This is a genomic window from Catenovulum sp. 2E275 (assembly GCF_025515275.1).
Lineage (GTDB): Bacteria > Pseudomonadota > Gammaproteobacteria > Enterobacterales > Alteromonadaceae > Catenovulum.
Genome location: NZ_JAOPFU010000012.1, coordinates 78984 through 94016, shown reverse-complemented (window position 1 = coordinate 94016; position 15033 = coordinate 78984). Strand labels below are relative to the sequence as shown.

The following is a 15033-nucleotide window of genomic DNA, read 5'->3' as shown; positions in this document are numbered from 1 at the left end:
TTAAACTCAGTTGATAATTTTCTTGTCATTTAAAACCTCTTTAGTTGTATTAATAATACCTCTAACTAGGTCTCCAAGATAAGTCTACCGTTACACTTACAATTCCTTCTGCATATTTGTATACCCACTAAGAATTTTCAATAGCTAGCAAGTAAAACGTAATGGTAACCATCGGCTAAATTTTGATATTCTTTGTGAACTTAAATAAATATTAGGATCTATTTAATCTATGATCTAACTGCATTTTGTATTTTTTAGGTGTAATACCAAACTGTTTTTTAAATAGCGCAATAAAATGGGACGGCGTTGAAAAATTCAGTTCAAATGCAATATCTGTAATTGATAATTTACTTTGTGACAACATACGCGCTGCGCTATACAATTTATGTCGATTAACATATTCAGAGTAATTACACCTAAAAATACTTTTGAACAATCTCGAAAAATACGAGGGCGATAAGTGGCATAATTCAGCTGCCTGTTCTAACTGTAAGTCTATAGCGGCCTGTTGTTTGAACTTCTCTACAACCGGCAATAAGCGCTCATAGCCTTGTATTTGATTTATCCCTTGGGTTTGGGAAGACTTAACCGGTATTGAATGATCACTCAGCCATAATAACAATAGCTTCAGCAGTGTTTTACTCATCTCACTTTGAGGATCTTTCTCGTAAGCCTGATAAAGCCAAGTAATTTGAGCCATCATAGAATCAAAATGCTCTACTGGCATGCGTAGATGCATGCCTTGCTGAAAAAAAGCCGCAGCGCTATGTAGTTTTTCTTTAGTTAAAAATGTAGGTAAAAATTGAATAATAAACCAAGATTTAGGTTTATCGACTAATTCAAAATCATGTGTTTCCATACATGGCGTAAACACGATATCATTATTTTTCAGTTCAGACTGTCCTTGACTATAAAAATACACCCCATCAATTTCTTCGAATACAATTATTTCATGTACTTCATGAAAATGCATAAAACAGGAATAACCTAAATTGCTCTCGTAACTCACATGATGTATTTCAAAATCATAGCCTTTTTGAATGCAAAATGGTTCGCAATATACTTTTTGTTTCGCCACAGTCTACTCATAAGTAATATCGAAAATTAGAATAGGCAGTCTACCTATATTCTTCTGAAAATAGCAATATTTTGATATTAATGAATTTTGAAATAACAGTTTTATTGTTAAAAGCGTGTTTAAATTTACATCATTATACATACGTCTTTTGAATAGAGGTTTTCATGATCAAGTCACGTGCAATAATTTCAGATGGTCAAGGCAATTTTAAGCTAACGGAGGTTGAAGTAGGTCAGCCGGGCGCGTTGGAAGTGCAGGTTAACATTAAAGCATCCGGTATTTGCCATACCGACTGGGATTCAATTCAAAATTGGAACAAAGAATTTATTGTTGGTCACGAGGGCGCGGGCATCGTCACAGCCATAGGCGAAGGAGTCACTAAGGTCAAAGTTGGTGACAAAGTGATTCTAAATTGGGCGATTCCTTGTGGTAGCTGCTTTCAATGTTTAGAAGGTAACCCATATATTTGTGAAACTAACTCACCTGTGTGCGGTTGTGACTTAGCAGGCCATGCACATGCGAAGGCATGTACTAAAGATGAGCAGCCAGTTGAACGTTCTTTCCATTTAGGCACTATGTGCGAATACACAGTTGTAAAAGAATCGGCAGTGGTAAAAACCGAGGTGGATATATCTTTTGAATCTGCGTCTATTGTCGGTTGTGGTGTTATGACGGGTTGGGGTTCTGTAGTAAATGCAGCCAACTTAAAAGCTGGTTCAACCGCTTGTATTATAGGTTGTGGTGGTGTTGGTTTAAATGTTATTCAAGGTGCAAAATTATCCGGTGCAGCGAAAATAATCGCCATAGACATAAATGCAGAGCGCATTGAACAAGCGAAGAAATTTGGTGCAACCCATGGCGTTATCGCTAGCCGCGAAGATTTTGATTTCAACCAAGTTGCTGCAGATGTGAAAGCGTTAAATGGTGGTAGAGGGGCTGACTACGCCTTTGAATGCACCGCCATTCCGGCTTTAGGCTCTGCCCCACTTAAATTAATTCGTAGCGCAGGTACAGCGGTACAAGTGAGTGGTATAGAGCAACGCATTGATTTTGACTGTGAATTGTTTGAATGGGATAAAATTTACATTAACCCATTGTACGGTCAATGTAACCCAGAGCGTGATTTCCCACGTATTTTGTCTTTATATCAAAGTGGTAAATTATTATTAGATGAACTGGTCACTAAAACTTACACACTAGAAACGGTTGCTGAAGGTTTTGACGACATGCTCAATGGCCGAATCGCTAAGGGCGTTATTAAGGTGAGTTAAAATGTCGATAAATCGTTTAGAAATTTCTAATCCGGCGTATTCGCCGGACAATACTAAATTTGTCACTGTGCATTCGTCGAATTTGCAGCGGCGCCACGACATAGTTTTATACAATAGTGATGCGCAAGGTGAAAATTTACCTGTGATTATTCTGTTGCATGGTGTTTATGGCAATGCTTGGGTTTGGATGTACTTAGGTGGTATTCACCTAGCCTATGAAAAAGTAAAAGCTCAATTAGGCGGCATAGACTTTGTACTAGCCATGCCATCTGACGGCGGTTTGTACGACGGCAGTGCATATCTGCCGCTAGCAAAAAACGCTAACTATGATAAATGGATAACTGAAGATGTAATTGCAGCCGTTAAACAAGTGCAAAACTCTGTATCCGACAAAAGCCGTTTTTACCTTTCGGGTTTATCTATGGGCGGCTATGGTGCACTGCGTTTAGGTGCTAAATATCCAAGCTTATTTAGTGGTATTTCTGCACACTCGTCTATTACTAAAATTGACGATATGCGGCACTTTGTCACAACAGAGTTAACTGAATACCAATGCGAAACTGAACAAGAGTCTGATATTTTTTATTGGCTACAACAACATAAAAACCAATTGCCACCGATACGTTTTGATTGTGGTGTAGATGATGTGCTCTACCAGAGTAACTTAGACTTTGCGCAAAAACTAAAAACACTCAATATTGATGCTGAACTAGCAAGTTATAGTGGTGAACATAGCTGGGATTATTGGCACCAGCATGTGCAAACGACCTTCAAGTTTTTCGCTAATATTGAACGAGCTAACAACTAACGTGACAATAATAGCTGCGCAATAAATTTGAACTATACTCTAGTTGGAATATTTATTGTTGGAGACTTATGTGTCAACGCTAAAACAGTTGTTGCTAATTTGGATGGCCTTAGTGCCATCTGTTTGTTTTAGTAATACTATAACTATAGACATTGCAGTTAATTCAGACCAACAGCAAAAATACCTACAACTTGTTCAACAGCAAAACTGTCAAACTGTTAACCACTACTCCCATCCCGCCGCATATAGGCTATCACTAGAACTACTGATTATTTGTAAAGCATTAACCTACAGTCAGCTCGATTTCAATTTTAAATTTTTTGATATTCCAAACTACGCCAGAGCACTAAAAGAAGCGGAGAGAGGCAATGTGGTGATGTCGGCAACAACTGTATGGCAAGACGACATGGACACAACAAACTTTTACGTGACCACTGCCGTTTTTCAATCAGGACAATTTATTAAAGGGTTATTTACCACCCCAGAGTATAAACAACAAATTGAACTAAAGCTGGCGGGTTTGCCCCATGCACACAGCGAGCGTGTTATTTTACATGCACTGCGTAATTATCATGTACTGTCGTCACGCCAATGGTGGCACGATTGGGCCATGTTAGAAAAGCTTGAATTACCGGCGGTTAATGCCTCGCAAGACAATACCTTGTGTTTAATGCTTACTGCAGGAAGAGCACAACTCTTTATTGGCGAGTTAGTCATGGTTGGGCCAGAGCAAACCAGTGTGCCTTGTGAAAGCGTAAATTTGGCGCCAATTGAAGGGATTAAGTTTGTTTTTCCAATCTCACGCCATTTTGCTGTGTCAAACCAGCATCCATACGGTCAGCTTGTATTTAACGCACTGCAAAAAGGACTAGCTCAGCTACAGCAGCAAGGGGAAATTGAGTTAGTGCTATTTCCAACTGAAAAAATTAGACAAGATCTTAAATCTAGAGTTGATTTATATCCGCACTGACTTTGATTAAAAATCCACTAAAAGATCAAGAAGTGCTATTTAGCACCTCTTGTAAACACATTAAACTAACAAACCTGAACTCTGGATAACAAATTGGCGGGTTTAAATTCGACGCTGGCATCAACTAATTTTGCTTTATCAATTTGCTCACCAGATTTAATAAACTTAGTGGCAACTACATAAGCTTTTGCATTGTTTACTGCATCTACCGCTAACAATTCATCACCTTTAAAATACCAAACTGAGAATTTCTTCGGCTCGTTTTCGTCACGCACCAAAATATCTGTATAACCTTGAGATAAACCAACCATCTGTAGTTTTACATCGTACTGATCTGACCAAAACCAAGGCAAAGTATCGTATTCAACTTCTTGTCCACAGATAGATGCGGCCGCCACTTTTGCTTGATCAACCGCATTTTGTACCGACTCCAAACGAATAAATCTCTGGTAATGCGGATTGTAGTGATAAGTACAATCACCAATAGCATAAATGTTCTCATCACTTGTTTGCGCTTGAGCATTTACTTTAATGCCATTGTCTATTTCAATACCCGCCTGCACAGCGAGCTCGGTATTTACGCGAATACCCACACCCACAATAATAATATCTGCTGGGTAAACAGTGCCGTCATCACACTGCACTGAGTTTTCGCCATCTCTGGTTTCAATACGCACGACATTTTTACTGGTAGCTACTGCCACACCATTATCAGCATGCAAGCGTTGAAAATAGTCAGACATATAAGGTGCAGTAACACGGGCTAAAATGCGTTGCTCTCGCTCAAGCACTGTAACTTCACCACCGAGCTTTTTAAGTGATGCTGCGGTTTCTAAACCTATATAACCCCCACCAATAATCACCACACGCTTTTGCGCTGAATGTGCAAATGCTTGGCGAATATTTTCTACATCCTGAGCTGTACGTAGCGGATACAAATTCGAAGCTGAGTCTAACCCTTCAATTGGTGGTATAAAAGGTCGTGCACCTGTGGCAATAACCAATTTATCAAAAGCAACCTGCTCGCCATTTTCAAGGTGAAGCACTTGAGCTGTGCGCTCAATGCGACCCACTTTCACACCCAAGTTCAGCTCAATATCGTCTTTTTGATAAGTCTCTGCTGCTTTGAGCAAATTTTTATCAATTGCATCCGAACTGGTTAAATACGCCTTAGATAAAGGGGGTCTGTGATACGGTAAACTTGGGTCGGCATCAAACAATTTTATACTGCCCTGCCAGCCTGCTTTTCTTAATGCAAACGCAAAATTAACCCCAGCATGACTTGCACCCACTACCACACATGTTTGATTTTCTGACATAACTTGCCCCCTTTTAACAAAGATTAAACCACTACTTAGCTACGTGTAATACCACACCGTCTAACTGCTCAGATACTTCAATTTGGCAGCATAAACGGCTGTATTCATTAGCGTCGTCATCTAACTCCAACATGTCTTGCTCAATCTCACTGGCTGGCCCAGTTTTAGCAAAATGTTCTGGAGCTACATGTACATGGCAAGTCGCACACGAACATACACCACCACAATCGCCGTCTATACCTTGCACTCCATTTTGTACTGCAAGCTCCATGACACTGCCTGAAGTTGCTTCTAATTCAATTTTTTCGCTATCACTGGTAATAAAAATAATTTTCGCCATGGCTTAACTACCTCTTATCTTGGGTTAAATTTTACGTTAATGCTGTCAAAACCAACTTTGCGTTTAAATTGGTCTAAGTCTTCGATGTTTTCTTTCGCATTTAAAATATCGATTGAACCGACTTTAGCCGCCAAAGTTTCTAATAAAATATGCATAATTTGTCGTGCATGGGTCGCGCCCAAACAATTATGATGGCTAAAACCAAAAGCCACATGTGGATTAACCTTGCGGTCTAATACCACTTCATTCGGATTTTCAAAGGTTTTAGCGTCACGATTGGCGGAAGCCCAACATAAAGAAATTCGGCTATCGGCTTTTACATCATGCCCATGCGGGCACACTTTTGTATCTTCAGTGACTACGCGTCCCATATGAGTTAATGGTGAGAAGTAACGAATTAACTCTTCCACCGCTCGATTGGTAATTTCAGGTTGATCACGTAGGCGTGCCAACGACTGAGGATGATCAGCAAAATAAGCAATCGAATTGGTTACCGCATTAATCACTGTGTCACGCCCACCAGCAAAAGTTAAAATCATCACGCCTTTAACTTCTTCTTTGCTTAATTTTCGGCCGTTAATTTCAGAATTGAGCAACACTGAATATAAATCATCGGTTGGATTTTCTGCTGCACGCTCAATTTGAGCGTCTATGTAATCGTACAGAATAGAAGCTTTGTCGCCATCTAAAGCTTCGCCTTCGCTTCTAAATACATGGGTACCCCAACCAATCCACACGTCTGATTCTTGGTATGGCGTATTTAATAATAAGGTTAACGCGCGTGATTGTAATTTAAGGGAAAACTCACTAACCACTTCAACGTCTTCTTGTGTTAATACTTGATCAACTAAAGATTCAATTTGTGCACGCAATTTTGTGCGGTATTCATCTTCCAACGGACGTTTAAACCAAGGCTCAACAATTGCGCGGTAGTCGCCATGCTCTGGTGGGTCGACTTCAAAAGGAATTTGTCTAGTATCACGGATCTTGACTTCCGACGGCACTACAATACGGCCAGGCTTAGCGCCAGACTGAAAGGTTTTCCAATTGTGTGCACATTTACGCACATCTTTTAAACCCAGTACCATAGTGACAGGATCATCTTGATCCTGCATTTTACCAATACCTTGCTCATTACGTGCTTGTTCAAACGGATCTGCAAATTCACTTCTTTTCATCAATCTCACCCCAACTAATCAGCGCGATAATCTGAGCGCCGAATTTGTTAAATAACTGTGAGTATTATAAGAAGAGAAAATTTAAAAAATATGCAACTTATCATCCAAAAATGTCATATTCTTGCTGTTTCACATTAAAATATAAAGATATTTAATAGCAAATTTTAGTCATATTCAGGTGTTATTAAATCAAACAAATACTCTATGAAAAGCTTTTATTTTCATAGAGTATTATGCATAGCTAATGTGTTATAACTATAAATCTCAGCAGAACTTGTTCGGATAATATTGGTAATTTCAGTTCATTTTGATAATTTTCTTTACCGCTTTTGCTTCGTACTTAAACACAATTTATTTCGCCTGGCTTTATTGTGCTATAGAACTATTTATCTGCCATAACCTATTCCTTTGGTATGCAAACATACAACTCAGTTAAGTTTTCCGTTTGAACTGTTTTATCCTAAATAAATTGCAAAAAAACTCTCTAATAGATTTTTACTAAAGTATTTTTTCTTTAGTAAAATTTGAAACACAACAAAAATTGTAAACAATTTACATTAAAAAGATTCCAATTTAAGTGTGTATATGATATTTTCATGTTACTTTACTGTTTCATATGTATTACAGAAGCTACTTAGAGTCTTAAAGAATGTCACACCCTGAAAGAAATGCTTTATTTTACGCTTTTATTGTTTCAATAGGCGGTTTTATTTTCGGTCTCGATATTATGTTAATATCTGGGACATTCCAATATACGACAATTGAATTTGGATTATCAGCAATAGAAAAAGGAAATATAGCAGCAGCTCCAAATTATGGTGCATTATTAGCTTTGTTAGTGGCTGGTTATTTCAGTGAGCATTTAGGTCGTAAAAAAACCTTAATGATCATTGCTGCACTTTATGTTGTATCAGCCATAGGCTCCGCACTTGCTCCAAGTTATTTCTGGCTTTTTTTTGCACGATTAATTGGTGGGTTAGCCTTTACTTCCTTGAGTCTTGCATCAATGTATATAGGTGAAATTGCTCCTCCTAAAATGAGAGGCAAATTAGTGGGTTTAAACCAATTAAATATTGTACTCGGTATTTTAGCAGCTACTATCATTAATTATTATTTGGTTCAAACAGTTACTAATAACACCTACTGGGCTGTAAGCATTGGTTTGAATGAGCAAACTGTATGGCGCTGGATGTTAGGTTTAGAAATTTTACCTGCCATAATCTGGTTTTCCTTACTATTTTTAATTCCCGAAAGCCCTAGATGGTTGATGCTTAATCATAAAGCGGAAAAGTCACTTACAGTACTTAAAAAGATCTTACCCAGCGAAGAAGTAGATGCAGAGTACGAACATATTAAACAAAATTTAAAGTCGACCGACCATAGCCTGTCTTACATTGAACAACTCAAATTTTTATTTAGTAAAAATATGCGTATCGCGTTGTTTATTGGTGTTTTTATGTCGATAGTACAATCCCTTTCAGGTATGAACGCTATTCTGGCTTTCATGCCAATGATTTTCCAACAAGTTGGAGGTGGGGAATCGGCATTCGTTCAATCAATTTGGGTAAGTTTAATTGGAACTTTCTTTACCATTTTAGCAATTATTTTAATTGATAAAATAGGTCGTCGTAAAATTCTACTAGGTGGATTAATTACCTGCTCTGCTAGTTTAGGCTTAGTCGCGTTGGGATTTTTTAATGCCGTATACAGCATAAATATTGATACTTTGTCCACACTAAAAGCCAGTTATGAAGACTTAGATATTCAGGCTCTCTCAGCATTATTAAATACCGAGTTTTATAGTGATATTGAATTTAAATCAGCTATAGTAAATATTATTGGCCAGAGTGACTTTGCCTTAATTGAAAATGATTTGCTTGTGCGATCTACTAATATGCAGAGCATGCTTATCTTAACTGGTATAATTGTGTTTGTATGCTCCTATAATTTTTCATTAGGTCCTATTTTATGGATTTTATTTTCCGAAATATTCCCGACTAAAGTACGTGCAGTAGCGATAACATCTAGTGCTTTAGTTGCAACGATTTTTGGTGGGATTATCGTGCCAACGTTCTTCCCATGGCAACTTGAAAATTTAGGGTCTGGTTTAACATTTTTAGCTTATGCAAGTTTTTGTGTGGTTGGATTATTAGTTATGATGAAAGTCATGCCTGAAACTAAAGGCAAAACTATAGAAGAAATTGAAATCTTACTCTTGTCTAAAAATACTTCAGCTCAAAAGAAATAAAAACTAGAGAACCGAGCTCTATAAACTAGTTTAGATGCGGCTGCCTTTTATTTTTGTCTGTTCCTTAAAGGTGGCTGCATTTTCTTATATTACCTGTAGGTAACAACTATATTAAGAATGTTACCGTCTGCTGAACCACTCCTACCTTTTATATTCCAAGGCAATAAATCATCAATATTGTAGTTGTGAAGGTAGACTTAGATTGGAGGCCTGTTTAGAGGTATTATTCAATACAACTAAAGAGGTGTAGTGGTCAAGTTATTTGGCCACAGTTTTATAGTTATGCCAGAAGTTATTCTCTGACTCGTTTGGCGTCAAACCGCTGTTATGCGTATGCGGCCTGACTGAATTGTAATATCGGTAAATATATCGCGTGATTTCACTTTTCGCTTCATTAAAACTACGGTAACCCGTATTTGGTATCCATTCTGTCTTTAAACTTCTAAAAAATCGCTCCATCGGGGCATTATCCCAACAATTTCCGCGTCGACTTAAACTTTGCCTTATCTGATAACGCCAAAGCTGTTGTCTGAATTCCAAGCTTGTGTAATGGCAACCCTGATCCGAATGAAACATCACGCCATGAGGTTGTCCTCTAAATTCATAAGCCATTGTTAACGCTTGTTTGGTCAAAGCGCTGTTTGGTGAATTCGACAAGGCCCAGCCAATGACTTTTCGACTGAATAAATCGATAACAACCGCTAGATAACACCACCGAGTACCTGTCCAAATATAGCTCACATCACCACACCAGACCTGATTAGGGGTTTGCGGTGAAAACTGGCGAGCCAGATGGTTTGGTATTTCAATATGTTCCGAGCCGGACTTTTTATAACGATGCTTTGGCACTTGGCAACTCACTAAACCCAACTGGCTCATAAACTTCCCTGCATAATAACGATTTAATGGATAACCATTTCCCGTCATAATCGTTGCAAGAGTTCTGGCCCCGGCAGAGCCGTTGCTTTGCGTATGCACTCGCTTGATTTCAGCTTTTATTTCGACCGTTTGCCTGGGTTCCGACTTATTTTTAGCTTGCCAGTATCTATAGCTGCTACGGTGAATGCCAAATACTTCGCAAAGACGCTTCACTGAGTATTTAGATGGCTGGCTCTGATTGAGTTTTTCAATTATTTCGAATTGTTCAGTGAGTCTGACATCAACAGAGCCGTAGCCTTTTTTAAAATATCCTTTTCTAATTCAATGCGCTCTATTCGTTTTTTAAGCTCACGAATTTCAATTTGCTCTGGTGTCATCGGAGACGCTTTTGGTGATTGACCTTGGCGTTCTTGTTTCAATTGTTTGACCCATTTCCCAACCGTTGAATTCCCCACGTTCATCGCTTTAGCGGCTTCTTCATGGGTATAACCCTGGTCAACAACCAACTGAGCAACTTGACGTGGTTTAATTGAATTGACCAGTCCAGTTAAGGATATAATTAAACCTTAAACTGGAGAAGTCGATGACAGAAAGAAAAAAGTTATACCAAAGAATTTAAACTTGATGCTATTAGTCTGGTACTTGAGCAGGGTTATACCAGAGCAGCAGCGGCTAAATTGTTGGAAATTAACAGCAACATGCTGGGGCGTTGGATAAAAGAACATCAATCAGATGATGGGCAAGCATTCAGGGGCAACGGCAAATTAACCCCAGAGCAACTGGAAATCAGACAGCTCAAGGAGCAGGTTAAGCGCTTGGAAATAGAAAAGAAAATATTAAAGGAAGCGACGGTCTTCTTCGCCAAGGAAACGAAATAAAATATTCGTTTATCGCCGAAAGAAAGAAGACCTATCCGGTTGATACCATGTGTCGACTGTTAGGTGTAAAGCGTAATGGCTTTTATCGTTATTTAAATGCTCAACAGCAACCCAAACCGGATAATGATAAGCGGGAAGAAATCATTGAATGGATGGTTAAAATAGCAGAATCGTCAGACTATAGCTATGGTAGCCGCAGGATGAAGAAAGCCTTAAATGCTTTAGGTTATCCGGTAGGTAGACGGTATACCAGACGGCTGATGAAAGAAGTCAATATACAGGTGCGTTACAAGAAAAAGTACAAAGTCACGACCAATAGTAATCATAAGCAGCCCATTTTTGACAACGTGTTGAAAAGACAATTTGATGTGACAGCACCCAATCTCGCTTATGTGCAGGATATTACCTATATCTGGACACAGGAAGGTTGGTTGTATTTAGCAGTCGTGATTGATTTGTATTCTCGCCGAGTGGTTGGTTGGAGTATGGGCAGTCGAATGAAAGCTAAATTAGTGTGTGATGCATTAACCATGGCTATTTGGCAACGCAGGCCAAAAGCGGGTTTAATAGTTCACTCAGATAGAGGCAGTCAATATGCCAGCAAGCAATACCGTCAACAGCTTAAAGCCAATAAATTTATTGGTAGTATGAGCAGAAAAGGTGACTGCTGGGATAATGCCGTGGTCGAAAGCTTCTTCGGCACGCTGAAGCAGGAGCTCGTGCATTGGAAACATTACCAAACTCGACATGAGGCTCAACAAGATATTTTACGGTACATAACGACATTTTATAATCCGGTAAGATTGCATTCTTTTCTGAATTATAAAAGCCCGAATCAATATGAGTCGGACAATAACCAATTGAAAAAAAGATGTTGCTTAACTGGGTTGGTCAATTTGCCTTGACCACGTCAACTTCCAGCTTAAATTCAGCACTAAAATTTCTTCGAGTTTTCTTTGTCATTTTGTCACCTAATCTTGCTATGATTGAATCATAACAAGATTAGGTGACAAAATTATTCTGCCACTACAAGGTTACAAATATCAGAATGTAGATGATGCAATGGATGTTGGATTATCGTCTATTCAACGTTGGGTTAGCCAATATACAAGTAAGTCGTTCCAACGCTAGCTAAAAACATTTGGTATTGAATCAAGTATAAGTCGCGCTGGTAATTACTTAGATAATGCGGTAACTGAACACTTATTTAGAAGTTTAAAATCAGAGTGAGTTAACTATCGACGATATCAAACTCGCTATCAAGCAGTAGCAGATACCGTTGATTATACTGAGCCGTTTTATAATCAGAAAAGGCACCATTAAAAATTGGAAAATATTTCACCAACACAATAAGAAATGAAATTATTAAAAACTGCCTAAAATAGTCTCCAAATTTAGTTGACCGTTCCTATACCACACCTAAACATTTATTTTATTTCGCTAAGCTCATTTGTTTTTAATGATAGGAGTAAGTTATTCAAACTAATCGGACACAACTCAACTGGAATATCAAAAACTAGGTGTGGATTAGCCGACGGTTACAATTTAATGAGAAACTTAGAGAAAAAGCGTCCCTGCTTTTTTGTGCTCGACGCTACTCGGGCACGACTACTAAACTTACAATATTACAATTACGAAAATAGATTTTGATATGTGTAAAGATCCATTATAGCTCCCTGATGCTTAACTACCTCTCTAGCAACTCGATTTGAGACTTTTATCGATTCAGAAACTGACTTTCCTTCCAATCGACAACTTAAATAGGTTCCGGCAAAAGAATCTCCGGCTGCTTTGGAGTCGACTTGTATAGGTGCGGAGGTATATTTAATGTGAAATTTAGCCCCTAGGTTATATCCGTAGCAACCAGATTCACCAGCGTTAATCACAAACTCGGTAACTTGGGAAAAGAACATAAAATCTTCAACTTCCTCTACAGAGTTATGATCAAACAATACTTGATGTTCGTCTAAACCGGGTAAAACAATATCGCTAAGCATATAAGCTTTAGTAAACCAATGTTTAGCATGTTCTTTACTTTCCCACATTGTAGCTCGGTAATTTGGAGCAAAAGCGATTTTACAACCTCTAATTTGTAAATCTTTAAGCAAAATTAGAAGTTTATCCTTATCTGGCTCTGATAATATTGCTAGAGAAATGCCGCTAAAAAATAAACAATCAGCTCTTAATAAGTCAGTTACACTTATATTTTCAAATAAAAGTTCTACCATAGACGTTGCAGCAGATCCTTTCCGCCAATAGGTGAAACTACGTTCCCCTTGCTTATCAGTAGATATAGTATAAATACCTATATTTTTAGTTTCAGATGTAAATAAAACCTTTTCATTTATTTGCTCTTTAGCCATTAACATTCGCATTTGTATACTGAATAAATCTCTACCAATAGCAGAGCAAAAACCGACATTTAATTTAGGATTCCAACGCTTAGCATAGACAGCAACATTAAAGGTATCACCAGCAAAGTTATGAGTTAATCGACCATATAGATCAGTTTTTAACTCAACCATAGCTTCGCCAATCGTTATTAAACTTTTCATTAGATCGAACCAATAATTAATTTGAATTTTAGAAAGTACCAGCGTCTAATATTTGGCGCTTTATCTTATAACGACAAATATAATTCCAGTCCCAACTAGCATCGTATTTGTGGCATAGTCTCCATCGCAAGTAGGGCAAATCTTATCATTACCCTGAGGATTTCTAAAAATACCTAATGCTTCTGGAGCTCCTTTTATATGGGACATAATCTCAAAGTTAATCCCATCCTCAGACTACTGTATTGTATTTTTTTCAGGACTATCTGTTATTATTAAGAAAGCAATAGCAACACCATGCTTAATTTCACAACCACCAAAATTCATACCTTCACCCATAGTTTCGCCTTTGTAGTGAAAGATAAAATTTATTTTTTAAAAACATTAAACAAGGGTCATGTACTTGATGACTATCACAACTACCCTTTGATTTAAAATAGAATCTATTATCTCTATCACCTTCCAACTCACCATCTTTGGTTGGACTTAATAATTGGTTTATCTAATTTAGTCCATTGTCCATAAGGACTTATAGATTGTGTTACTACAATCTATTCATATTGTCTATTCCTAAATGGAAACTACACAGTTTGATTTTAAGGTACTATCGGCTTTTATGAGTCAAAACCTCAGGTATAAAATGGCACGATCATCATAAGAGCTCTCAGCATCTTTGGAAGTAGCATGCCAAACCTCAGTTAAATCCCAAAGGAATACTTTGTCTTAAGGATTTAAATACCCAAAACCTACAGTGTGTTCTTCACCTTTTGTATACCAAACATGGTATAGCCATTAGGAATCTTTTTTATCATAGCGACGCTCTAATGTTCATCCACTGGCTAAACTTAATTTTTGTTCGGACATTTAGCTATCCGATTGTATTTGGGCAACAACATAGAAGTTTATCATTTAATTTTTAATATACACTAAAAATTGAATATTGTTAACAAAAATGACAATTAAATTTATTACTGAAAATCTCTAAACGACCATTTTCGCTTGTGATTAACAATGCTTAGAATTTAATATTCCTTATAAAAAACATCATATTCATCCCACATAAAACCAAATTTTCTTTCAAAACGCACAACTAAATCATCTGTTTCTATCTCTTTCCATTGAACTAATGATTGTGTTTTAAACAGTGTGTTTGAAATAGGGTAATATTGAATTTTTATGTAACCATTATAGCTTCTCAAGTAATCAATCAATATTTTATTTATTTTTATATCAATAAAATTAATATCATTCGCATTTACAATTTTTAACCTTTGATAATAATTAAAATCACCAAAAGTATTAAATATGGGCTCAATTTTGATATTTTTAATCTCAAATAATTGGCCTGATAATTTACAGGCAACTTGACTATGCTCTTTCTCAAAAATAATCCCCCAAAAATAAGAACACAATAACAAACCATAAAGAATAATTAAGCTTCCCCACAATGATCTATGCCAAGAGCTCTTAAATAGATTACCACTTAATGTCAGCATGTTTTTCCGCCGCCTA

The 15033-nt window shown here is 37.5% G+C and carries 12 protein-coding genes and 1 pseudogene; 5 read left to right on the top strand and 8 right to left on the bottom strand.

All coding sequences use genetic code 11. The features are described 5' to 3' along the window. Positions 1–211: 211 nt before the first annotated feature. Positions 212–1078 (bottom strand): helix-turn-helix transcriptional regulator, encoded by an 867-nt coding sequence (locus tag N7931_RS08380; protein WP_262793332.1) that lies wholly within the window; start codon positions 1076–1078, stop codon positions 212–214. A 164-nt stretch (positions 1079–1242) separates the two neighbouring features. On the opposite strand from N7931_RS08380, the gene N7931_RS08375 reads away from it, so the two are divergent. From N7931_RS08375 to N7931_RS08365, 3 genes are all read left to right on the top strand, one after another. Next, complete coding sequence (locus N7931_RS08375) at positions 1243–2349, top strand: Zn-dependent alcohol dehydrogenase (RefSeq protein WP_262793331.1); 1107 nt, start codon at positions 1243–1245, stop codon at positions 2347–2349. 1 nt (position 2350) lies between these two features. Beyond that, on the top strand, positions 2351–3157 hold the full coding sequence (locus tag N7931_RS08370) for an alpha/beta hydrolase (RefSeq protein ID WP_262793330.1): 807 nt from the start codon (positions 2351–2353) through the stop codon (positions 3155–3157). Positions 3158–3227: 70 nt separating this feature from the next. Then, the gene (locus N7931_RS08365; RefSeq protein ID WP_262793329.1) at positions 3228–4127 is read left to right on the top strand and encodes a hypothetical protein; all 900 of its coding nucleotides are present in this window, start codon (positions 3228–3230) and stop codon (positions 4125–4127) included. A 65-nt stretch (positions 4128–4192) separates the two neighbouring features. Here the strand turns inward: N7931_RS08365 and N7931_RS08360 are convergent, their stop codons facing one another. The 3 genes from N7931_RS08360 to N7931_RS08350 are packed head-to-tail and all read right to left on the bottom strand — an operon-like array spanning position 4193 to position 6964. Then, complete coding sequence (locus N7931_RS08360) at positions 4193–5446, bottom strand: NAD(P)/FAD-dependent oxidoreductase (RefSeq protein ID WP_262793328.1); 1254 nt, start codon at positions 5444–5446, stop codon at positions 4193–4195. A 31-nt stretch (positions 5447–5477) separates the two neighbouring features. After that, a complete protein-coding gene (locus N7931_RS08355; protein WP_016957576.1) occupies positions 5478–5786 on the bottom strand; it encodes a 2Fe-2S iron-sulfur cluster-binding protein in 309 nt (102 codons plus the stop codon). Positions 5787–5800: 14 nt separating this feature from the next. Next, positions 5801–6964, bottom strand: a complete 1164-nt coding sequence (locus tag N7931_RS08350; protein ID WP_262793327.1) for a cytochrome P450 — start codon at positions 6962–6964, stop codon at positions 5801–5803. Positions 6965–7613: 649 nt separating this feature from the next. Between N7931_RS08350 and N7931_RS08345 the strand changes: the two genes are divergently transcribed. Beyond that, entirely contained in the window at positions 7614–9212 is a 1599-nt protein-coding gene (locus tag N7931_RS08345; RefSeq protein ID WP_262793326.1) for an MFS transporter, read from the top strand. 258 nt (positions 9213–9470) lie between these two features. Here the strand turns inward: N7931_RS08345 and N7931_RS08340 are convergent. Beyond that, positions 9471–10651 (bottom strand): IS3 family transposase gene (locus N7931_RS08340; protein WP_410369345.1). Its coding sequence is split into 2 segments (ribosomal slippage): positions 9471–10396 and positions 10396–10651, totalling 1182 coding nucleotides; the frame shifts between segments, so codons are not numbered across the junction. Positions 10652–10720: 69 nt separating this feature from the next. Between N7931_RS08340 and N7931_RS08335 the strand changes: the two genes are divergently transcribed. Beyond that, positions 10721–11874 (top strand): IS3 family transposase gene (locus tag N7931_RS08335; protein ID WP_262793337.1). Its coding sequence is split into 2 segments (ribosomal slippage): positions 10721–10925 and positions 10925–11874, totalling 1155 coding nucleotides; the frame shifts between segments, so codons are not numbered across the junction. A gap of 726 nt (positions 11875–12600) precedes the next feature. Here N7931_RS08335 and N7931_RS08330 read toward each other — a convergent pair. From N7931_RS08330 to N7931_RS08325, 3 genes and pseudogenes are all read right to left on the bottom strand, one after another. Next, entirely contained in the window at positions 12601–13524 is a 924-nt protein-coding gene (locus tag N7931_RS08330) for a sugar kinase (RefSeq protein WP_262793324.1), read from the bottom strand. A 28-nt stretch (positions 13525–13552) separates the two neighbouring features. Further along, a pseudogene (locus N7931_RS19610) lies at positions 13553–14310 on the bottom strand (glycosyl hydrolase); the annotation flags it as partial. Between the two features lie 233 nt (positions 14311–14543). Beyond that, positions 14544–15017, bottom strand: coding sequence for a hypothetical protein (locus N7931_RS08325; RefSeq protein ID WP_262793322.1), 474 nt, complete (start codon positions 15015–15017; stop codon positions 14544–14546). Positions 15018–15033 lie beyond the last annotated feature (16 nt).